This is a genomic window from Streptococcus sanguinis (assembly GCF_050223295.1).
In the GTDB taxonomy this organism is placed as follows: Bacteria; Bacillota; Bacilli; order Lactobacillales; family Streptococcaceae; genus Streptococcus; species Streptococcus sanguinis_X.
Map to the genome: position 1 here is coordinate 154272 of NZ_CP071424.1, position 20273 is coordinate 174544.

Here is a 20273-nt window from a genome sequence, read left to right on the forward strand (position 1 = left end):
AAAGAAAATGTTAAGGATAGAACGAGATAAATTACTGATAGGGGCGGTTTTAATTCTTATTATTTCGCTTGATATGTTTAATACATCTATGTTGACAACTATTCTACCAAGGATTTCAAATTCAGCACCTTTTTTTGCAATTTTTTTATTGCTCCTTCGTTTTCGCTATATCTACCACTATTCTTTAAGTTACTTACTGATAGCAACTATTTTGTTTTCATCTGGATTGTTGGTTTATTTTAATGCAGGGAATCTCAATTTTCTTATGTATATGCTTTTAGTCGTCCTTCTTTACAAGGCGGATATGGAAAGTGTTTTAAGGATTTACGTTGGAGTAAGTAGCTTTTTTATAGTCATGGCTCTTTTGCTGTCCTTGTTAGATGTGATTCCTAATCTCCAGTTTGCACAGTACCGTTCAACAGGAATAGTGGTTCGAAACTCTTTTGGATTTATTTATCCGACAGATTTTGCCTCTCACTGTTTTTATCTCTATACTGCTGTCTCCTATCTGTTAAGAAAAAAATTTATTTTTTTGCGTACTGTATCTGGTTTAGGGTTAGCTTTTTTCATTATTAAATATTGTGATGCTCGTTTAAATGCGGCCTCTATTGCGTTAATGTCTCTTGTTTTTCTGTATTTTTATTATAGAAAAGACTTGAAGTCTTGGCTAATGGCTTTCTTGCCGTTATCATCTGGTTTGGCATCTTCGCTAATGATTTATCTCTCTCAAAATTTTAGCTGGTCGAATCCAACATATGTTGCCTTGAATAATTTTACCAATATGCGGTTGCACTTGGGGCATGAAGCGTTTAAGAAGTATGGCTTAGAGTGGTTTGGTATTCGGGGGATTTCCTTTATTGGCTACGGCGGAAAGACGGAAACTGTTTTGAGTTATGACTATGTTGATTCTTCTTATGTCCAGATGCTGTTTACTTATGGGATGATTCCAGTCATTATCTTGGTTTTACTCTATATATTTCAGTCTTGGAAACTCTATCAAAAGAGAGAGTATTTGCTCTTAACAGCTTTGTCCTTGATTGCAGTCAACTGTATGTTTGAAGCCTTCTGGGTTCGTCCGTCTTACAATATTTTTATGTTTATTTTATTTGCAGCATTGCCAGCAGCCGACCTTGTATCAAAGAAATCTAAAACGAGGAACTCCGTGTGAGAGTATTAAAAAATTATTTATATAATCTATCTTATCAGTTGCTAGTAATCGTTTTGCCAGTCATTACTACACCTTATATCACTCGAGTTTTCTCGTCCAATGACTTAGGTTCCTACGGATACTACAACTCAATAGTGACCTATTTTATACTTTTAGCGACACTTGGAGTGGCCAATTATGGGACTAAGGAGATTTCAGGGCATCGCAAAAATGTTCAGAAAACTTTCTGGGGGATCTATAGTTTGCAAGTCTTGGCGACTTGTTTAGCGCTTGTTCTTTACATAGCTACATGCCTACTCATTCCGTCCATGAATAATCTGATAGCCTATATTTTGGGCTTCAGTTTACTTTCTAGAGGCCTAGATATTTCCTGGCTTTTTCAAGGGATGGAAGATTTTAAAAAAATCACGGTTCGGAATACAGCTGTTAAACTCCTAGGCGTTGCTTCCGTTTTTATCTTTGTAAAAAAGCCATCGGATTTATATCTGTATATTATCCTGCTGGTTGTTTATGACTTGCTAGGACAGTTAAGCATGTGGCTTCCGGCTAGAGAACATATTGGCAGACCTCATCTAGATATAGTTTATGCTAAGCGGCATATTAAACCAGTTATTTTATTGTTTTTACCCCAGATTGCCATTTCACTCTATATCACCTTGGATCGGACCATGTTAGGTGCCTTGTCTTCAACAACTGATGTAGGGATTTATGATCAGGCTCTCAAGCTTTTAAATATTTTGTTGACGATTGTGACTTCCCTAGGAAGTGTTATGCTACCGAGGGTATCTAATCTGTTGTCATTGGGGAATCAAAAAGCAGTTAATAAACTACATGAAATGTCCTTCTTGGTATATAATTTAGTGATATTTCCGATGATTGCTGGTATTTTAATTGTTAACAAAGATTTTGTCAATTTTTTCTTGGGTCAAGACTTCCAAGAGGCGCGGCATGCCATTGCCATTATGGTCTTTAGAATGTTCTTTATTGGTTGGACCAATATCATGGGGATTCAAATCCTGATTCCTCATAATAAGAATCGTGAGTTCATGTTATCTACGACCATTCCGGCTTTCTTTAGTGTAGGATTGAATATCTTATTGATTCCCTCTCTTGGTTATATCGGTGCATCTATCGTGTCGGTGGATACTGAAGGTTTGGTCTGGTTGCTTCAGCTTTATTTCACTCGTTCTTATTTGAAGGAGATAAAGATTCTTCCATCCATGTTGAAAATACTAGCTGCTTCCCTCATCATGTACGGGATTTTGTATATCATCCAGCCCCTACTTCACTTTCCTTCCGTCGTCAATGTATTGATTAGTGCGATGTTGGGATTGTTCATCTATGCTGGATTAGTATTAACCTTGCGTGTCTTGGATTTTCAAGAACTGAAAAGTGTATTTAAGAAATAAGGATATGTTATGTATGATTATTTGATTGTCGGTGCAGGGCTGTCAGGGGCAATTTTTGCTCATGAAGCTAGGAAGCGTGGCAAAACTGTTAAGGTCATTGATAAAAGAGACCATATTGGTGGGAATATCTACTGTGAGAATATTGAGGGAATTAATGTTCATAAATATGGAGCCCATATTTTCCATACATCTAATAAGGAAGTTTGGGATTATGTGAATCAATTTGCTGAATTTAACAACTATATCAATTCACCTCTAGCCAATTATCAAGGTCAACTTTATAATCTTCCCTTCAATATGAATACCTTTTATGGCTTGTGGGGAACTAAAACGCCACAAGAAGTCAAGAATAAGATTGCAGAGCAGACAACCCATATGCAAGATGTTGAACCCAAAAATTTGGAAGAACAAGCTATTAAGCTAATTGGAACGGATGTATATGAGAAGCTAATCAAAGGCTACACAGAAAAGCAATGGGGGCGTTCAGCGACGGATTTACCACCTTTTATCATCAAGCGTCTACCTGTGCGTCTGACTTATGACAACAATTATTTTAATGACCGTTATCAAGGGATTCCAATTGGCGGGTATAATGTAATAGTTGAAAAATTATTAGAGGGTATTGAACTGGAGCTTGGAACGGATTTCTTTGAAGATCGTGAGAGATGGGAAGCATCAGCTCAAAAGATTGTCTTTACTGGAATGATTGATCAGTATTTTGATTACAAATTTGGTGAGTTAGAGTATCGTAGTTTGCGTTTTGAGCATGAAGTTTTAGACGAAGCGAACTATCAAGGAAATGCTGTCATCAACTACACTGAGCGTACTATTCCTTATACACGTATCATTGAGCACAAGCATTTTGAGTTTGGGGCTCAGGAGAAGACAGTTATCACTCGGGAATATCCAGCTGATTGGAAAAGAGGTGACGAGCCTTATTACCCGATAAATGATCAGAAAAATAACGAAGTCTATGCGCAATATTTAGCAGAATCTAAGAAGAACGATAGAGTTATCTTTTGTGGGCGCTTGGCAGATTATAAATACTACGATATGCACGTAACCATAGAGCGTGCGCTGGATGTTGTTAAAGAAGAATTGGGGAATTTTTAGGAATAATGGGAGATAAAGAGGATAAATGGTCAAGTATTATCTGAAAGATTCATTTCTGCATAATGCACATGAAAAAAATGCGGGAAATAAAGCGCGAGACGATGCAGAAGCAATCTTTATTTCTACAGGCTATAAAGGACTAGAGCTTCGAGTAGAGAATTGGTACGAGATGAATTTTTTCAAAGCTCAAGCGCACAAGTATCGTGCGACAAAAGCCGTTTTCGATCAGTTGGGTGCTGGGGATGAATTAATAGTTCAGTTTCCTATAATCCACCATACATTTTTTCATGCACATTTGATAAAGCAGGCGCAAAGCCGGGGAGCAAAAGTATTTTTCCTGATCCATGATTTAGCCATTTTGCGGGATAGCAACCATTCCAGCGTCAGATTCCGTCAGAAAGTCAGAACCTTATTGCAGGAGAAACAAGTCTTGCGGGCAGCGGATGGTCTGATTGTGCATAATGATAAGATGAAAGAGTTTTTGAGCAATCATGGAATCCAACAGTCTAATATGGTTAGTTTAGAAATTTTTGATTATCTCATACCTGATTTTCAAGAAAAAGAAGAACCAAGTAAGGACAGCCCGATGATTGTCGCTGGCAACTTAATGCCAGATAAGACGGGCTATCTTTATTGCCTGCCTCAAGAACCTGACTACAATCTTTATGGACTAGGTTTTGAAAGCGATAGAGCACTAAAAAATCAAACTTATTTCGGTTCTTTTATGCCAGACCAACTGCTGGCTGTACTCAGCGGCAGCTTTGGCTTGATCTGGGATGGAGACAGCGCGGAAACCTGTAGTGGAGTATATGGAAATTATCTGCGTTTTAATAATTCTCATAAAGCTTCTCTTTATTTAGCAGCAGGATTTCCTGTAGTAGTTTGGAAAGAGTCGGCTCTGGCTCATTTTATATTAGAAAAAAAATGCGGTTTGGCAGTTACTTCTCTTTATGATCTAAAAAATGAGTTGGATACTTTGACAGAGGGAGAATATAAGAAAATGTTGAAAAATGCTAGACAGATTGGCAGTGAACTTCGGGAAGGTCGCTATTTAAGTACTGCATTAGCAAAATTAAAGAGAGTTTAAGGGTTTACTAGAGGGGAAATATTATGAAAAAAATATTAGTTACAGGAGGAGCAGGTTATATAGGTAGTCATACAGTCGTTGAATTAGTCACGGCTGGCTACGAAGCTATTATTGTGGATGACTTTTCGAATAGCTCCGCCCAAGTACTAGCTAGATTGAAGTCTATCACATGCAGAGAAATTTCCTTTTATCAAGGTTCCGTTTCGGATAAAGAGTTTATGAATCGGGTTTTCGAAGAGAATCATATTGATGCAGTAATCCATTTTGCAGCATACAAAGCTGTAGGGGAATCAGTGCAAGAGCCACTAAAATATTATAAGAATAATGTATGTGGCACCATCTCTTTGCTTGATGTTATGAAGTTGCATAAAGTGGAACATATTATCTTTAGTTCAAGTGCCACTGTCTATGGTATGAATAATATTTCACCACTGACAGAAGATTTGTCTACTTCAGCGACCAATCCCTACGGCCATACTAAGCTGATGATGGAGCAGATTTTGACGGATCTTGCTCTGGCAGATTCAGATTGGTCTGTGACTAATCTTCGTTACTTCAATCCAATTGGTGCTCATGAGTCTGGTCTGATTGGTGAGGCCCCAAATGGAATTCCTAATAACCTCATGCCTTATATAACTCAGGTTGCGGTCGGTAAATTGCAAGAGCTTAGCGTTTTCGGAAACGATTATGATACGCATGACGGTACAGGAGTGCGGGATTATATTCATGTAGTCGATTTAGCCAAGGGCCATGTTTTGGCTTTGAAACATAATTTAGAAAACAAGGGAGTCGCTGTTTTCAATCTTGGTACAGGAATCGGTTATAGTGTACTGGATATGGTTAAAGCCTTTGAAAATGTCAATGGCGTGAAAATTCCTTATGCTATCAAGGATAGACGACCTGGAGATGTGGCGACTTGCTATGCTGATGCAAGCAAAGCGAATGACATTTTGGGCTGGAAAGCTGAGAAAACTCTCCAAGATATGATGCGAGATTCTTGGAGATGGCAAAGCTCAAATCCTAATGGCTATGAAAGCTAATGTAGAATATCAATCAGGTGAATAAAACTCTTCTGTGATAGTGCAGAAGAGTTTTTTTGTATAAGAACTGTCTTCTCCCGCAGATGCAAAACTTTTTAAAGAATGTCATCAATTGATATGTTTTTTAACGGGCGTGTAATCTGGTCTTGATGAGCTGTAATAATAAACATGCTATAATGTCTGCATGAAGACTGAAAACACAACTTTGCACGCTTTTAAGGCCCTTGCTTGCTTTAGTATTGTTTCCTTACACTTTCTGCTGCCGGGGCAATTTGGCGTTTTTTATCAAATTGTGGCCCGCTTTGCAGTTCCCTTTTTTATGATGCTGTCGGGCTATTTTTCCTATAATATTTCCAGAGATAAGGTCAAGTATCGTCTCAAGCAGATGCTCCTTTTGACAGCTGCCAGTCTCCTGTTTTACACGATTGTGCATTTTGTCAACTTGCTGCTGACAAGGGAGTTGACAGAAAAGATGGCATCTATAGACTTATCTGATTTTGCGGACTTTTTCCTCTTTAACAGTCCCAGAGACTTGATTGGCTCGGCTTCCACACCGACATGGTATTTGCTGGCTATCTCCTATATCTATACGCTTTATCTGATTTTTTATAAGCATTTCCACCGCTTAACTAGCTTTGGTGTGTCATTGTTCTTATTGGTTCTGGCCTTTTGTATTGAGTTCAATACAGATAGCGAATTTTACTATCGCAACTTCTTGTTTATGGGTCTTCCCTTTTTTATTCTAGGCATGCAGTTTGCCAAGCATCGAGATCGGATTTTAGCCTACGACTTGTCTTCTGTCAGGAAATGGGAGATTGGCTTGGGAATAGCAGGCTTGATTCTGCTTGAGTACTGTTTCATGGGCACGGAGTATGACCTCTATCCTAGTACCCTTTTGTCTTCCAGTGCAATTTTCCTCTATGCGGTCAGAAACGGGACCAATATTGATATTCCGATTTTGAATAATATTGCCAAAAAGTACGCCACCATGATTTATATCATCCATCCTTTTATTATCTTCATTTTCAGGTCAATAATGCCTCGGAATACCATATACAGTTTTGGCTTTTTTATCATTTTCTTACTGTCTTACTTGCTGAGCATAGCTTTTCAGAAAACCATCAGGCCCAGACTTATCAGTGCACTTCCGGCTCAGTGATGTAAGCTGTCATAGCTTATCCTCGCTTTGACTCCAAACTAAAAGCAACAGGTAATTCTGTTGCTTTTCTTGGTCTATCATGGCTTCAGACTGCTCAATACTTTTTCAAAACTGTCAGAGCGGGCTTCGACGGTGATTTTTTCTAGAGTAAAAGGGTGGGTGAAGGTCAGCCGATGGGCGTGGAGCATAAGCCGGCCTTGGGGCTGCGGATGATAAAGGGGATCACCGACCAGTTGGTGTCCGTGGTGAGCCAGATGGACACGGATCTGATGGGTGCGGCCAGTCTTGAGTTGGCATTTGACCAAGCTAGCCTGCCCAAATTGCTTGAGCCGATTCACATGAGTCTCTGCATAGAGTCCTTTTCGGGGGTCGACCAGCCGTTTCCTGCGATCATGGCGGTCGCGGCCGATCTTGTCTTTATAGATAAGCTTTTTGCTTGGGAACTTGCCTTGGACCAGAGCCCAATATTCACGGCTGATTTCTCGCTTTTCCAGCAGTCGATTGAGGATGGGCAGGACAAAGGGATTCTTGGCAAAGAGGACAGCACCGCTGGTTTCCTTATCCAGCCGGTGAACGACATAGCAGGTCTCACCGACGTAAGCAGAAACATGATTAAGCAGGGCCAACTCTGTTGGTTCATTAGCGTGGGTTTTCATACCCTCAGGTTTATTGACGATAATGAGATGTTGGTCCTGATAGAGCTCCTCTACGAGTTCGCCATTTCCAAATAAGATTGTCTTTTGAGGATAATCCTCTTCATCAAATATCAGGCAGATGTCATCTCCGGGGTTGACTACAGTCTGCCAGTTGATAGCTAGGCCGTTGACGGACACATGCTTTTTGGTCCGCAGAAAGTGCCGAATTTTTCGCGGAATGAGAAATTGTTCTTCCAGCAGCTCTTTGACTGTCATGGCGGGCAGTCCATCTGGGATAGTCAGTGTAAATTTCATACATTTATTGTAGCAGAAAGCCAGAACTTTGAAAATAGGCAGTGTCGGATAAGACTTGCTGCAGAGGGCTTTAACAGGCTATTTAATATACTCTTTTTCTTAAAAATAACTAAAAATCATACAGGAAATAGGGTACTTTCTTGTCTGCACCTAAATAAGGTGATAAAATAAGGTTTATGAAGAATTTAAAAGATTTGTTTGAAAAGTTAGTAGATTATTTTACTATACAGAAACCTCAAAAAGAAGCAGCAGAGGAGGTAGAGCTGACAGAAGAGCAGGCTAAGTCTGGTCTCAGCCGTTCGGGCAAGACCAAGAAGAAACCTCTCTCTCAGCACCCTATCCGCCGTTTTTGGCGCAGGTTTCATCTGACCAAGATATTCCTGATTCTCGGCTTGACCTTTGGTCTGGTGGTCGGCGGCTATCTCTTTTATGTGGCTAAGACGACCAATGTCAAGGATTTGCAGAATGCCCTCAAAGCTACCACGCTCATCTTTGACAAGGATGGCAATGAAGCGGGAAGCTTGTCTGGTCAGAAAGGAACTTATGTTGAGCTGACCGAGATTAGTCAAGACTTGCAGAATGCTGTCATCGCGACAGAGGACCGGACTTTCTATGAGAATGGCGGGATTAACTACAGTCGTTTTATCTTGGCTATTTTGACAGCTGGTCGCTCGGGTGGGGGTTCTACCATCACCCAGCAGCTGGCCAAGAATGCCTATCTGTCTCAGGACCAGACCATTGAGCGGAAGGCCAAGGAATTTTTCCTGGCTCTGGAAATCAATAAGAAATACAGCAAGCAGGAAATCCTGACCATGTACCTCAATAATTCCTATTTTGGGAATGGGGTCTGGGGTGTGGAGGATGCCTCTAAGAAATATTTCGGAGTTTCGGCTAGTCAGCTTAGTCTGGACCAGTCGGCTGTTCTGGCTGGTATGCTCAAGGGACCGGAGATTTATAATCCGCTGTATTCAGTTGAAAATGCGACCAATCGTCGTAATACGGTGCTGCAAAATATGGTTGCTGCAGGCTTTATCGATCAGGGGACGGCCGATCAGGCTGCCGCTGTAGGAATCGGTGGCCAGCTGGTTGATGCTTATGCCGGTAAGTCAGAAGACTATCGCTACCCATCCTATTTCGATGCGGTCATCAATGAAGCAGTCAATGACTACGGCTTAACTGAAGAAGAGATTGTTAATAATGGCTATCGCATTTATACTGAACTGGATCAGAACTACCAAGCCAGCATGCAGGTTATTTACAGCAATGTCTCTCTCTTTCCTGTAGCAGAAGATGGTACTATGGCTGAGTCGGGCAGTGTTGCCTTGGATCCAAAAACCGGCGGTGTGCGAGCATTAGTTGGCCGAGTCAATAGTGCAGAAGGCTCGACCTTCAGAAGCTTTAACTATGCAACTCAGTCCTCTCGTAGTCCCGGCTCTACTATCAAGCCTTTGGTTGCTTACAGTCCAGCCGTCGCTGCTGGTTGGCCGACAGATAAGGAGCTGGATAATACCAGAACCACCTTTGGCGACTATACCATCAACAATTACGGCAATATCCAAAGCTCCCCTAAAGTTCCAATGTATCAAGCCTTGGCAGAATCTTTGAACATTCCAGCTGTTTCAACTGTAGATGAGTTAGGCATTAACAAAGCCTTTGAGTACGGGAAAAAGTTTGGTCTGAATATGGACAAGGTTGATAAGACTTTGGGCGTGGCTCTAGGAAGCGGAGTTACGACCAATCCAATGCAGATGGCGCAGGCATATTCAGTCTTTGCCAACGGCGGTGTGATGAATGATGCCCATCTCATTACAAAAATTGAAAATGCCAGCGGTCAGGTTGTCAAGACCCATCGCCAAACCTCTACCCGAGTTCTCAATAGCTCAACGACTGACAAGATGAACAGCATGATGCTGGGGACTTTCTCGAACGGTACAGGTATCTATGCGGCTCCGTATGGCTATACTATGGCTGGTAAGACCGGTACGACTGAAACGGACTTTAACCCAGATCTATCTGGTGACCAATGGGTTATTGGTTATACGCCAGATGTGGTTATCAGCCAGTGGCTAGGCTTTCCAAAAACTGATGAGACCCACTATCTGACTGGGACCAGTGCGAATGAAGCCTCGGCAGTTTTCCGAAATGTTGCCAATAGCATTCTGCCATATACAGAAGGAACTTCCTTTGAAGGGCAGAAGAATGCCTATGCTGCCAACGGCATTGCCCCTGTGGACACCTATGGTACGGAGGAAACGGGTACTACAACTGAAAACAAAGACTTCCTGCAGGACGTTCAGGACCGAGCTCAAAATCTGGTAGATGAAGCCAAGAAAGCCATTGATGACACTGGTATTCCTGAGAAAGCTAAGAATCTCTGGGATACTGTTACCAGTTGGTTTCAATAGGATTTAAAAGAGCTGAACGGCTTGTCAAAAGTATAGAATCCTGCTATAATAAGAAAGATGGAGGCGTTATGGCATTAAAAAAAGCGAGTCTAGCGTGTACAGTCTGTGGTTCTAGGAACTACTCGGTTAAGCTCAGTAGCACTCCAAAACCAACGCGTTTAGAAGTTAATAAATTTTGTAAGCATTGCAGTAAATACACCCTGCATAAAGAAACTAGATAGGAGATTGTTGTGAAATTCTTTAAAGACGTTTTTAAATTATTGAAAGATACAACTTGGCCTACACGAAAAGAAAGATGGACAGATTTTATTTCTGTCATGGAATACACTGCATTCTTTGTAGTAATCATCTATATCTTTGACAAAGTAGTGGCAAGCGGTCTTTTCCAGATTCTGAATATTTTCTCTTAATAACTGTAGAGGAAATAGAAAAGAATACTGCGACAGATATATCATTCAAAGTCCCACCTATTGTGAGTAGGTGGGATTTTTGGCGTATGTCCTTATTTACGCGCCGACAATTTCAAAAAAATCAAATCTATAATTCATCGTTTGAAATAAAAATTTCTCATACTAGACAATACAAATTCAAGAATTTTTGGGCAGAATTGCAAGACTTTGATTTGTCAGGAAAATAGTTAATAAATTCCTTTGCATTTAAGGAAATTATGGTATAATAGGGCTAGAAAGAAGCAGAAGCCCGCAGGCTTTTTTATTTAGGAAAGGATGAACTCATGGACAGTTTTGACAAAGGCTGGTTTGTACTGCAGACCTATTCAGGCTATGAAAACAAGGTAAAAGAAAATCTTTTGCAGCGCGCTCAGACTTATAATATGCTGGAAAATATCTTGCGCGTGGAAATCCCTACTCAGACCGTGCAAGTAGAGAAAAATGGCAAGACCAAGGAAATCGAAGAAAATCGCTTCCCTGGTTATGTCTTGGTGGAAATGGTCATGACAGATGAAGCTTGGTTTGTCGTGCGGAATACTCCGAATGTAACAGGATTTGTCGGCTCACACGGGAACCGCTCTAAACCAACGCCACTTTTGGAAGAAGAGATTCGCAACATTCTCATCTCCATGGGCCAAACAGTGCAGGAGTTTGACTTGGACGTTAAGGTTGGGGATACTGTTCGTATCATCGATGGTGCCTTCACTGACTATACAGGTAAGATTACTGAGATTGATAATAACAAGGTCAAGATGATTATTTCCATGTTTGGCAATGACACCGTGGCCGAAGTTAATCTCAGCCAAATTGCAGAGCTTTAATCGACGAAGTTGTTATCCTCGTCAAAAATAAAAATCCAAGACTGAAAAGATCTTGGATTTTTATGTTTTTGGAACTGATTAGAAGATTACTTATCCTTAATGACGGAGTCAATAATGTCTTTAGTTTGTTTCATTTGATAGGTAGACATTACCCCAACGATTTGATTGTTCTGGGTAGAGAAACTAAACTGTTCGTCATTGGAATTTTTATAGACAAAGGTTGTATCGCGTTCTGAACGCATAATCATTTCCGGACGACCAAGCTTGTCGAAAGCTGTCTTGGGAGTGTCGGATGTGGTGATGCTAGAATAGCTGCTTTTGGCCGGCTGAGCGTCTTTTAGACTAAAACTCAAATTCGTCAGGACATTATTGGTAAAGTAGCACATAATGTCTCCGTTGTCTGTGTGCCAGATGTTGACAGAGTTGCTAGGGTCATTCTCATCAGTGCTGAATGTAGGTTGGCCTAGAGCTACTGTTACTTCATCGTAAGACGTTTTAGGTTTGTCACCATTGATATCCTCTCCGTTTACCTGAATGACAAAGCCAGTGGAAATATGAAAATTTCTTATTTTCTCTAATTCAGGAATAGAAGCTGCATCTGGTATGTATTGTAGTGCAGAAGCATCATCTGGATCAAAGGTAGCACGTTTCTGAAATACCTCATCACTACTTTCATAGGTGCTAGAGCTACTGCTAGATGATTTGCTGGATGTTTCCTTAGAGGATGAACTTTTCGAAGCTTTGAGGGAGCTAGGCGTCTTTTTTCTTTGCTGCGTCTGCTTGGCAGGCATGCAGGCTGAGAGAGCTAGCAGAGAGCATAGAAGCTAACTTTTTTCATAATCAATCTTTTTTCCTTTCGCTGATGATGAATGGTAATTTTACAATCTACATTATATCAGCAAAATTTGCTAGAAACAATAGTAAATGAAATGAAAAAAGCCCTTTGGTGGGCTTCTAGAAATGTATTTTTGAAGGCGGTAGACGGATTTGAACCGACGATCAAGCTTTTGCAGAGCCGTGCCTTACCACTTGGCTATACCGCCGCAACTCTTATTATTCTATCGTAAATACTTGCTTTCGTCAAGAGGCTTTCATAGTCAAAGCAGAAAATGTTAGACGCTGCCATTCTGAACGCTTCGGGAACAAATGTTCTGCTGAGAAGTGGAAATCGTACTTAGTGGCAGAAAATCTGGCAAACACCTTGTCAAAGAGCTGCGCTTTTGTTATAATAGGGGATGCCGTATAAATGGCAAAATACTCATTTTAGATGAATTGTGGGACTGTTGCCCTTGGGTGGTTCTGCGAGCTGAAATCTAAAAGAGGAAAAAAACAAAAAGGAGAATTTACTCATGGCAGTAATTTCAATGAAACAACTTCTTGAGGCTGGTGTTCACTTTGGTCACCAAACTCGTCGCTGGAACCCTAAGATGGCTAAGTACATCTTCACTGAGCGTAACGGTATCCACGTAATCGACTTGCAGCAAACTGTAAAGTATGCTGACCAAGCTTACGACTTTATGCGTGATGCTGCTGCTAACGATGCAGTTATCCTCTTCGTTGGTACTAAGAAGCAAGCTGCTGACGCTGTCAAAGAAGAAGCAGAACGTTCAGGTCAATACTTCATCAACCACCGTTGGTTGGGTGGAACTCTTACAAACTGGTCTACTATCCAAAAACGTGTAGCTCGTTTGAAAGAAATCAAACGCATGGAAGAAGACGGAACTTTCGAAGTTCTTCCTAAGAAAGAAGTCGCTCTTCTCAACAAACAACGTGCTCGTCTTGAAAAATTCTTGGGCGGTATCGAAGATATGCCTCGCATCCCAGATGTGATGTACGTAGTTGACCCTCATAAAGAGCAAATCGCTGTTAAGGAAGCTAAAAAATTAGGTATCCCAGTGGTTGCTATGGTTGATACTAACACTGATCCTGATGATATCGATGTGATCATCCCAGCGAACGACGATGCAATCCGTGCGGTTAAATTAATCACTGCGAAAATGGCTGATGCTGTTATCGAAGGCCGTCAAGGTGAAGATAGCGTTGAATCAGTAGAAGCAGAATTGGCTGCAACTGAAACTCAAGCAGATTCTATCGAAGAAATCGTTGAAGTTGTTGAAGGTTCAAACGAATAATCAGTAAACTAACCTAAAGGGGCGGGGCTCAGCCCAGCTCCTTTATTTACATTAAAAAATAGGAGAAGAAAAATGGCAGAAATTACAGCTAAGCTTGTCAAAGAATTGCGTGAAAAATCTGGTGCTGGTGTCATGGACGCTAAGAAAGCACTTGTTGAAACTGATGGTGACATCGAAAAAGCGATTGAATTGCTTCGCGAAAAAGGTATGGCAAAAGCAGCTAAGAAGGCTGACCGTGTTGCCGCTGAAGGTCTGACAGGCGTTTACGTAAACGGTAATGTTGCCGCTGTTGTTGAAGTGAATGCTGAAACTGACTTCGTTGCGAAAAACGCTCAATTCGTTGACTTGGTAAATGCAACTGCGAAAGTAATCGCTGAAGGTAAACCAGCTAACAACGAAGAAGCTCTTGCTTTGACAATGCCTTCAGGTGAAACTCTTGAAGCTGCATACGTATCTGCAACTGCAACTATCGGAGAAAAAATCTCTTTCCGTCGCTTTGCATTGATTGAAAAGACAGATGCTCAACACTTTGGTGCTTACCAACACAACGGTGGCCGTATCGGAGTTATCTCCGTTATCGAAGGTGGAGACGATGCTCTTGCTAAGCAAATCTCTATGCACATTGCTGCGATGAAACCAACTGTTCTTTCATACAAAGAATTGGATGAGCAATTTGTTAAAGATGAATTGGCACAATTGAACCATGTCATCGATCAAGACAACGAAAGCCGTGCAATGGTTGGTAAACCAGCTCTTCCACACTTGAAATACGGTTCTAAAGCTCAATTGACTGATGCAGTTGTTGCTCAAGCTGAAGAAGACATCAAAGCTGAGTTGGCTGCTGAAGGCAAACCAGAAAAGATCTGGGACAAGATTATCCCAGGTAAAATGGACCGCTTCATGCTTGACAATACTAAAGTTGACCAAGCTTACACACTTCTTGCACAAGTATACATCATGGATGACAGCAAGACAGTTGAAGCTTACCTTGAATCAGTAAATGCTTCAGTAGTTGAGTTCGCTCGCTTTGAAGTTGGTGAAGGTATCGAAAAAGCTGCTAACGACTTTGAAAACGAAGTAGCTGCAACAATGGCTGCTGCTCTTGGTCAAAACTAATCGTTTTTAGCTTAGAAATAGAACGATAAAAAGGTCTGAGATTTTTTCTCAGACCTTTTTATAGGTTTTTAAACATCAAGTTTAGAATGGTGAGCAGCATTACTTAGCTGCTTTTTCTCTTTCTTCCTTATGAGCAATCAAGCCGTTGGTAAAAATCAAGACTGCCAAGAGGAAGAGAAGCACTGTCGTTTGGGGGTAAGTTAAGCTAAACTGGTAGACTTTGGTAATAAACAAAAGGGGCAGAGTAACCACCATCATAATCAGAAAGCTATACCATTTGACTCGGTTGCTGACCAGCTCCTGTTCGAAGAGCAGGGGAGCATAAAGACAGGCGATGAGAGCTCCGATAGGAATATCAACATAGTCAGCAGAAAAGATGGTGAAAATACTCAGGGCTGCAAAGAGCCATTTGAGCACATGACGAGAATAGTTGAGCCAATCCATTTTCATTGGATTATCCTCCTTGTTTAGATGATAGTTGGCAGGCAGGAGTTTCTGTCTGTCTTTTCCTTGTGGATTTCCACCTATATTATAACGCTTTAAAAGCAAAAAGCAAGCGGTTACACAAGCCTGACAAAGCTTTTTCACTAGTTTGAATTGTCAGACCTTTCAGTCATCCCTTTTTCTTTCAAAATAGAGACTTTTCCGGTATAATATTAGTCAAAGATAGTCAATGTTAGAGAAACAAGAAAAAAAGAAATTTATTCTGAAATTCTCAACTGGAAAGGGAAGTCATGAGTGCAAAAAACACATCGGACAGTATTGAAGCATATATCAAGTCTATTCTGGCTCAGGCAGGGATGGTTGAACTGAAACGCAGTGAACTGGCTGATGTTTTTCAGGTGGTTCCCAGTCAGATTAACTATGTGATTAAGACGCGTTTTACGGAAAGTCGGGGCTATATCGTCGAGAGTAAGCGTGGCGGCGGAGGTTATATTCGGATTGGAAAGATAGAATTTTCCGACCGGCATCAGATGCTTTGCGGCCTGTGCGACAGTGTGGGAGAGCGTGTCAGCCAGCAAGTTTTCACAGATGTTATTCAGCTTCTTTTTGACGAGAAGATTATGACTGAACGTGAGGGCAATCTAATCTTGTCAACAGCATCGGACTCGATTTTGGGTGATGGAGCTGCGGTGATTCGTGCCCGAATATTAAAAAAGATTTTACAACAACTAGACAGAAAAGGAATGGAATCATAAATGAAATACTCAAAAGCCTTAATAGAAAGCTTGGAAGCAGCCCAGCTCTTGGCCGGCCATTTTACGACAGATTATCTGGAATCATGGCATCTGCTGATTGCTCTGGCTAATAATCCCTACAGCGTTGCTGGCTCAGTCCTCAATGAGTTTCCTGTGGAAGTTGATGGATTTGAAGAAGCAGCTTTTCAGATTACTGGTCAGGCTTATCAGAAAGACGGTCACTTCGAGCTGCTGCCTTTTTCTTATCGCTTAGAGGAGCTGTTTGAGGAAGCGGGCCAGATTGCCGAAGCTGTTCGCGCTAAGCATGTAGGTACCGAGCATGTACTGCTGGCCATGCTATTTGACCGGGGAACCTTGGCTTCTCGTATCCTGGAATTTACCGGCTTTAGCTACGAGGATAAGGAGCAGGGACCGAAAATTAGTGATTTGCGAAAGGTCTTGGAGCAGCGAGCTGGCTGGGGCAAGGAAGATATCAAGGCTATTCGCAGTCTGAATAAGGGAGTAATGGCCGCTAAGCAGACCATGGCCAATATGATGGGGATGCCGGCTTCTACTAGCGGAGGCCTAGAAGACTACACCCGTGATCTGACCGAGCTGGCTAGAGATGGCCGATTGGAGCCCGTCATTGGCCGCGATCAGGAAATTTCACGGATAGTTCAGATTCTCAGTCGCAAGACTAAAAACAATCCAGTGCTGGTTGGAGATGCTGGGGTTGGTAAGACAGCTCTGGCCTTAGGACTGGCTCAGCGTGTAGCGGCTGGTCAGGTTCCCGCTGAACTTGCCAAGATGCGGGTTTTGGAGCTGGACTTGATGAATGTAGTTGCTGGCACTCGCTTTCGCGGAGACTTCGAGGAGCGGATGAACAACATCATCAATGACATTGAAGAAGATGGTCATGTCATTCTCTTCATCGATGAGCTGCATACCATCATGGGCTCTGGCAGCGGTATTGACTCGACCTTGGATGCGGCCAATATCCTGAAACCGGCTCTGGCTCGCGGAACTCTGCGGACAGTTGGCGCTACGACGCAGGAAGAGTATCAGAAACATATTGAAAAAGATGCGGCCCTTTCCCGGCGTTTTGCTAAGGTCAGCATAGAAGAGCCTAATGTGGCTGACAGCATTGCTATTTTACAAGGCTTGAGAAAGAGCTATGAGGACCATCACAAGGTGCAGATTAGTGATCAAGCGATTGAGACGGCGGTGAAATATGCCCATCGCTATCTGACTAGCAAGCATCTGCCGGACTCTGCCATTGATCTTTTGGACGAGGCCAGTGCGACAGTGCAAAATAGAGGGCCGCAGAATTACGAGCAGTCGGATTTGACGCCAGTGGATCAAGCCTTGATGGCAGCGGATTTTAAAAAGGTTTCACAACTGCTTGAGCAAGAGCAGCAACCTAAGCTCTATAAACTGAAAGTGGAAGAAGACGATGTCTTGGCAACACTTAGTAGCTTGTCTGGTATTCCTGTGCAGAAGCTGACTCAGACAGATGCGAAGAAATACCTCAATTTGGAAACAGAACTGCATAAACGCGTGATTGGGCAGGACGAGGCGATTTCAGCTATCAGCCGAGCTATCCGACGGAACCAGTCTGGTATCCGCAGTAGCAAGCGTCCGATTGGCTCCTTTATGTTCCTAGGTCCGACAGGAGTCGGAAAAACAGAGCTAGCCAAGGCCTTGGCCGAAAGTCTCTTTGATGACGAATCTGCCCTTATCCGCTTTGATATGAGTGAGTACATGGAGAAATTCGCGGCTAGCCGCCTCAATGGAGCGCCTCCAGGCTATGTAGGCTATGAAGAAGGAGGGGAGCTGACGGAAAAGGTGCGCAACAGACCTTATTCTGTCCTGCTCTTTGACGAGGTGGAAAAGGCGCACCCGGATATTTTCAATGTTCTCCTGCAGGTCTTGGATGATGGTCAGTTGACTGACAGCAAGGGCCGCAAGGTGGACTTCTCCAACACGATTATTATCATGACCAGCAATCTGGGAGCAACTAGTTTGCGGGATGATAAGACGGTGGGCTTTGGTGCGCGTGACATTCGCTTGGACCATGCCAATATGGAAAAACGGATGTTGGAAGAGCTTAAGAAAGCTTATCGACCAGAGTTTATCAACCGTATCGACGAGAAGGTAGTCTTCCACAGCTTATCTGCAGAAGATATGCAGGAAGTGGTCAAGGTTATGGTCAAACCGCTCATTGCCAGTCTTGCTGATAAGGGAATTGAGCTGAAGTTCCAGGCTAGTGCCCTTAAGCTGCTGGCTCAGGAAGGCTACGATGTGGAAATGGGGGCACGGCCATTGCGCCGCACTCTGCAGACCCAGGTAGAGGACAAGTTGTCTGAGCTCCTCTTGACAGGAGACTTGACGACGGGTCAGACTCTTAAGGTCGGGGTCAAAGCTGGCCAACTCAAGTTCGAAGTGGTCTAGAAAGCGAACCTTGCAATGGGAAATGGTGTGCTCGCGGTTAATCACGTATAGCAATCATACCTATAGATACCGAACAGTTGTTTCATCATTCAATGAAACTGGGAATTGAAGGATTGGAGGCTGATATGTCGTTTTTTAAAGACTTGTTTGCTGGCAAGAAAGCCAGAGCGAAAACACCTGAAGATCGCAAGGCGGCTAGTATCCAGCGCTTGAAAAAGGAAGGAATTCCTTACATTGAGCATTTGCCGGTCATCGAAAGTGCTGAGCAGGTGCGGCCGCGCTCGCTAGAAGAAATTGCGCGTCGGGCTATTACCAGCCTCTTGATTATTCAGGCGGCCTTGGATATCGAAAATAATAATTATAATGAGGAGAGCCGCCAGTGGCTGCAGGATAAACTGCAGCAATACGGAGTGCAGGAAGAGTTGACGCCCAAAGAAAGGGCGGTTTTGGAAGATCGTGCCGACCCGGCAGCTATCATCAATATGGTTTGGAAATACGAGGCCTATTGGTCCTTGATTTGGCACTTGGGTTTAGTAGATGCTTTGCCGTTTCCAGATAAGATTTGTGATTGTGATGCTGCTATTGACGCAGTCGCTAGTGCGGTTGACTTTCAGGAATTTCTGGGAAAATGCCAACCGCGCAGCTTAGAAGAGTTGCTGGATGAGGATGACTTGATTTATTGTTATCATTGGGCCTGTGTTGAGGCTCGGATTCATGACCAGCCAGCACCGGTTGGTCTTGATGAAAGTGTTGTTCTGGAGAGGCGGTCTGGTCTTGACTGGCTGCTGGGGCTGAATACGGCCCAGGACTGGGATGCTGTTGAGCTGCATACCTAGTCCAACTTCTATTGATTCACTCAATTAGAAAAGGAGGTACCTTTGTCCGCTCGTAAAATGGCTAAAATTGCCATCCTATCGGCTCTATGTGTGGCCTTTCGCTATGCATTTTCCTTTCTGCCCAATGTGCAGCCTATCTCAGCTATCTTTTTTCTGATCGTTATCTTTGAGGATTTGCAGACTTCACTTCTAGTGATGGCTGTGACGATGTTTACATCAGCCTTTCTTTTGGGGATGAGCCCAATCGTCCTCTTTCAGTTGCTGTCCTTTGGACTGATTCTTTGCCTTTGGCGACTGCTCTATCCTCGCTTAAATCTAGTGGGACAGGGAATAGTAGCAGCTCTCCTATCCTTTGGCTATGGCATTGCCATCGATACACTGACAGCCTTGCTTTACAACTATCACTGGTGGTCTTATGCGATTATCAACGCTTTGACCTTCAATATAGCGCACGGACTGTCGACCTTGTTTTTTTACCCACTCTTGTACCCTATTTTAAGGAGGCTCTATAATGAAAAAAATCTTTAGTTTGCTCACACTTGCTTTTGCCCTTCTCCTTGTAGGTTGTGGCAGCAGCCAGACAAATACTGACAAGGGCTCTAGTTCCGCTGATTCTTCTGTCAAAAAGGAACTGAAAATCAGCATCAGTATTGCACCAGATGGTCAGGAGAAGAGCGAGAAAACGGTGGCTGTTGAAGAAGGAAAGACAGCTATGGATGCTTTGAAGAAGGCCTATAAAGTCGAAGAAAAAGATGGTTTTATCACTTCGATTGACGGTCATGCTCAGGATGAAGCAAAGGGCCTCTACTGGATGTTTAAGGTCAACGGAGAAATGGCTCCTAAGGCAGCCAATCAAATCACTGTCAAGGATGGAGACAAGTTGGAATTCTACCAAGAAGTCTATCAGCAATAAATCTTGTAAAAAAGAATCTGATGCTTAAGGCATTAGGTTCTTTTTT

Annotated in this window: 19 protein-coding genes, 1 tRNA gene and 1 pseudogene; 17 read left to right on the forward strand and 4 right to left on the reverse strand. The window is 42.5% G+C overall.

Translation table 11 applies throughout. The features are described 5' to 3' along the window. The first annotated feature begins 7 nt into the window (after window positions 1-7). From J1C77_RS00850 to J1C77_RS00875, 6 genes are all read left to right on the forward strand, one after another. Window positions 8-1168, forward strand: a complete 1161-nt coding sequence (locus J1C77_RS00850) for a hypothetical protein (RefSeq protein WP_002922655.1) — start codon at window positions 8-10, stop codon at window positions 1166-1168. Then, window positions 1165-2577 (forward strand): flippase, encoded by a 1413-nt coding sequence (locus tag J1C77_RS00855; protein ID WP_002905538.1) that lies wholly within the window; start codon window positions 1165-1167, stop codon window positions 2575-2577. Before J1C77_RS00850 ends, J1C77_RS00855 begins: the two co-directional genes overlap by 4 nt. Window positions 2578-2586: 9 nt before the next feature. Continuing rightward, complete coding sequence (gene glf, locus J1C77_RS00860) at window positions 2587-3690, forward strand: UDP-galactopyranose mutase (protein WP_002922652.1); 1104 nt, start codon at window positions 2587-2589, stop codon at window positions 3688-3690. Between the two features lie 25 nt (window positions 3691-3715). After that, entirely contained in the window at window positions 3716-4777 is a 1062-nt protein-coding gene (locus tag J1C77_RS00865; protein ID WP_002922648.1) for a hypothetical protein, read from the forward strand. Window positions 4778-4800: 23 nt separating this feature from the next. Then, window positions 4801-5817: a UDP-glucose 4-epimerase GalE gene (gene galE, locus J1C77_RS00870; RefSeq protein WP_002922645.1), complete on the forward strand. Its 1017-nt coding sequence runs from the start codon at window positions 4801-4803 to the stop codon at window positions 5815-5817. Between the two features lie 184 nt (window positions 5818-6001). Next, the gene (locus J1C77_RS00875) at window positions 6002-6976 is read left to right on the forward strand and encodes an acyltransferase family protein (protein WP_002922642.1); all 975 of its coding nucleotides are present in this window, start codon (window positions 6002-6004) and stop codon (window positions 6974-6976) included. A 77-nt stretch (window positions 6977-7053) separates the two neighbouring features. On the opposite strand, the gene J1C77_RS00880 is transcribed toward J1C77_RS00875, so the two are convergent. Beyond that, the gene (locus J1C77_RS00880; protein ID WP_002922641.1) at window positions 7054-7926 is read right to left on the reverse strand and encodes an RluA family pseudouridine synthase; all 873 of its coding nucleotides are present in this window, start codon (window positions 7924-7926) and stop codon (window positions 7054-7056) included. 176 nt (window positions 7927-8102) lie between these two features. Between J1C77_RS00880 and pbp2a the strand changes: the two genes are divergently transcribed. The 4 genes from pbp2a (at window position 8103) to nusG (ending at window position 11601) form a co-directional block, all read left to right on the forward strand. Then, window positions 8103-10331 (forward strand): penicillin-binding protein PBP2A, encoded by a 2229-nt coding sequence (gene pbp2a / locus J1C77_RS00885; RefSeq protein WP_002894025.1) that lies wholly within the window; start codon window positions 8103-8105, stop codon window positions 10329-10331. A 68-nt stretch (window positions 10332-10399) separates the two neighbouring features. Then, complete coding sequence (rpmG, locus tag J1C77_RS00890; protein WP_002894024.1) at window positions 10400-10552, forward strand: 50S ribosomal protein L33; 153 nt, start codon at window positions 10400-10402, stop codon at window positions 10550-10552. Window positions 10553-10561: 9 nt separating this feature from the next. After that, the gene (gene secE / locus J1C77_RS00895) at window positions 10562-10741 is read left to right on the forward strand and encodes a preprotein translocase subunit SecE (RefSeq protein WP_002894022.1); all 180 of its coding nucleotides are present in this window, start codon (window positions 10562-10564) and stop codon (window positions 10739-10741) included. Window positions 10742-11064: 323 nt separating this feature from the next. Continuing rightward, window positions 11065-11601: a transcription termination/antitermination protein NusG gene (nusG, locus tag J1C77_RS00900; RefSeq protein ID WP_002894018.1), complete on the forward strand. Its 537-nt coding sequence runs from the start codon at window positions 11065-11067 to the stop codon at window positions 11599-11601. An 86-nt stretch (window positions 11602-11687) separates the two neighbouring features. Here the strand turns inward: nusG and J1C77_RS00905 are convergent. After that, window positions 11688-12439 (reverse strand): annotated as a pseudogene (locus J1C77_RS00905) (hypothetical protein). A 134-nt stretch (window positions 12440-12573) separates the two neighbouring features. Then, window positions 12574-12644 (reverse strand) — tRNA-Cys (locus J1C77_RS00910). Window positions 12645-12950: 306 nt separating this feature from the next. Here J1C77_RS00910 and rpsB point away from each other — a divergent pair. Beyond that, on the forward strand, window positions 12951-13733 hold the full coding sequence (gene rpsB, locus J1C77_RS00915; RefSeq protein WP_002894015.1) for a 30S ribosomal protein S2: 783 nt from the start codon (window positions 12951-12953) through the stop codon (window positions 13731-13733). Window positions 13734-13805: 72 nt separating this feature from the next. Beyond that, the gene (gene tsf, locus J1C77_RS00920) at window positions 13806-14849 is read left to right on the forward strand and encodes a translation elongation factor Ts (RefSeq protein ID WP_002894014.1); all 1044 of its coding nucleotides are present in this window, start codon (window positions 13806-13808) and stop codon (window positions 14847-14849) included. A gap of 99 nt (window positions 14850-14948) precedes the next feature. On the opposite strand, the gene J1C77_RS00925 is transcribed toward tsf, so the two are convergent. Continuing rightward, window positions 14949-15437, reverse strand: coding sequence for a hypothetical protein (locus J1C77_RS00925; RefSeq protein ID WP_002922633.1), 489 nt, complete (start codon window positions 15435-15437; stop codon window positions 14949-14951). A gap of 146 nt (window positions 15438-15583) precedes the next feature. Between J1C77_RS00925 and J1C77_RS00930 the strand changes: the two genes are divergently transcribed. From J1C77_RS00930 to J1C77_RS00950, 5 genes are all read left to right on the forward strand, one after another. Further along, window positions 15584-16048, forward strand: coding sequence for a CtsR family transcriptional regulator (locus tag J1C77_RS00930; protein ID WP_002922632.1), 465 nt, complete (start codon window positions 15584-15586; stop codon window positions 16046-16048). Continuing rightward, a complete protein-coding gene (locus J1C77_RS00935) occupies window positions 16049-18478 on the forward strand; it encodes an ATP-dependent Clp protease ATP-binding subunit (protein WP_002920392.1) in 2430 nt (809 codons plus the stop codon). Between the two features lie 92 nt (window positions 18479-18570). Next, complete coding sequence (locus tag J1C77_RS00940; protein WP_002922631.1) at window positions 18571-19314, forward strand: DUF4272 domain-containing protein; 744 nt, start codon at window positions 18571-18573, stop codon at window positions 19312-19314. 42 nt (window positions 19315-19356) lie between these two features. Then, on the forward strand, window positions 19357-19842 hold the full coding sequence (locus J1C77_RS00945) for a hypothetical protein (protein ID WP_002899229.1): 486 nt from the start codon (window positions 19357-19359) through the stop codon (window positions 19840-19842). Continuing rightward, entirely contained in the window at window positions 19826-20227 is a 402-nt protein-coding gene (locus tag J1C77_RS00950) for a DUF4430 domain-containing protein (RefSeq protein WP_002894007.1), read from the forward strand. Before J1C77_RS00945 ends, J1C77_RS00950 begins: the two co-directional genes overlap by 17 nt. Window positions 20228-20273: the final 46 nt, after the last annotated feature.

Coding starts and splice junctions, on each gene's coding strand:
- J1C77_RS00850 (WP_002922655.1), top strand. CDS start 8: ATGTTAAGGATAGAACGAGATAAATTACTGATAGGGGCGGTTTTAATT.
- glf (WP_002922652.1), top strand. CDS start 2,587: ATGTATGATTATTTGATTGTCGGTGCAGGGCTGTCAGGGGCAATTTTT.
- J1C77_RS00865 (WP_002922648.1), top strand. CDS start 3,716: ATGGTCAAGTATTATCTGAAAGATTCATTTCTGCATAATGCACATGAA.
- galE (WP_002922645.1), top strand. CDS start 4,801: ATGAAAAAAATATTAGTTACAGGAGGAGCAGGTTATATAGGTAGTCAT.
- J1C77_RS00875 (WP_002922642.1), top strand. CDS start 6,002: ATGAAGACTGAAAACACAACTTTGCACGCTTTTAAGGCCCTTGCTTGC.
- J1C77_RS00880 (WP_002922641.1), bottom strand. CDS start 7,926: ATGAAATTTACACTGACTATCCCAGATGGACTGCCCGCCATGACAGTC.
- pbp2a (WP_002894025.1), top strand. CDS start 8,103: ATGAAGAATTTAAAAGATTTGTTTGAAAAGTTAGTAGATTATTTTACT.
- rpmG (WP_002894024.1), top strand. CDS start 10,400: ATGGCATTAAAAAAAGCGAGTCTAGCGTGTACAGTCTGTGGTTCTAGG.
- nusG (WP_002894018.1), top strand. CDS start 11,065: ATGGACAGTTTTGACAAAGGCTGGTTTGTACTGCAGACCTATTCAGGC.
- rpsB (WP_002894015.1), top strand. CDS start 12,951: ATGGCAGTAATTTCAATGAAACAACTTCTTGAGGCTGGTGTTCACTTT.
- tsf (WP_002894014.1), top strand. CDS start 13,806: ATGGCAGAAATTACAGCTAAGCTTGTCAAAGAATTGCGTGAAAAATCT.
- J1C77_RS00930 (WP_002922632.1), top strand. CDS start 15,584: ATGAGTGCAAAAAACACATCGGACAGTATTGAAGCATATATCAAGTCT.
- J1C77_RS00935 (WP_002920392.1), top strand. CDS start 16,049: ATGAAATACTCAAAAGCCTTAATAGAAAGCTTGGAAGCAGCCCAGCTC.
- J1C77_RS00940 (WP_002922631.1), top strand. CDS start 18,571: ATGAAACTGGGAATTGAAGGATTGGAGGCTGATATGTCGTTTTTTAAA.
- J1C77_RS00950 (WP_002894007.1), top strand. CDS start 19,826: ATGAAAAAAATCTTTAGTTTGCTCACACTTGCTTTTGCCCTTCTCCTT.